This window comes from Parasediminibacterium schistidii (assembly GCF_046546515.1).
Classification (GTDB): Bacteria; Bacteroidota; Bacteroidia; order Chitinophagales; family Chitinophagaceae; genus Parasediminibacterium.
The window spans coordinates 1-257 of record NZ_JBKHKJ010000103.1 but is presented as its reverse complement, the minus strand read 5'-3'; the positions used below and the strand labels follow the sequence as shown (position 1 = coordinate 257).

The following is a 257-nucleotide window of genomic DNA, read 5'->3' as shown; positions in this document are numbered from 1 at the left end:
CAAGGTATTGCCTGCAGGCAGGGGCATAGCACTGGGTCAGCCCGGAACTGCTGCTGGTGATTGCAATATTGCCGATGTTTCTTCGATAAGCCAAATATATAACGTCACGCTGGAACTAAAGCCATATAAAGAAGAAAAAGATGAAGTTTATTCCGTCACGCCCTGCTTGCGGCAATACCCATGTTAGCGGCATTTGTCAACCCCAAGGTGTGTCAACTGTGGACGGTCTTTCCTGCATTTTTAGCCGTTTTGTCAGT

At 47.5% G+C, this 257-nt stretch carries 1 protein-coding gene; it reads left to right on the top strand.

What is annotated here, in order from left to right; all coding sequences use genetic code 11:
* Positions 1–187, top strand: a 187-nt coding sequence (locus ACHFIY_RS19340; RefSeq protein WP_410847776.1) for a hypothetical protein, incomplete at its 5' end; no start/stop codon positions are given.
* Between the last annotated feature and the right edge of the window lie 70 nt (positions 188–257).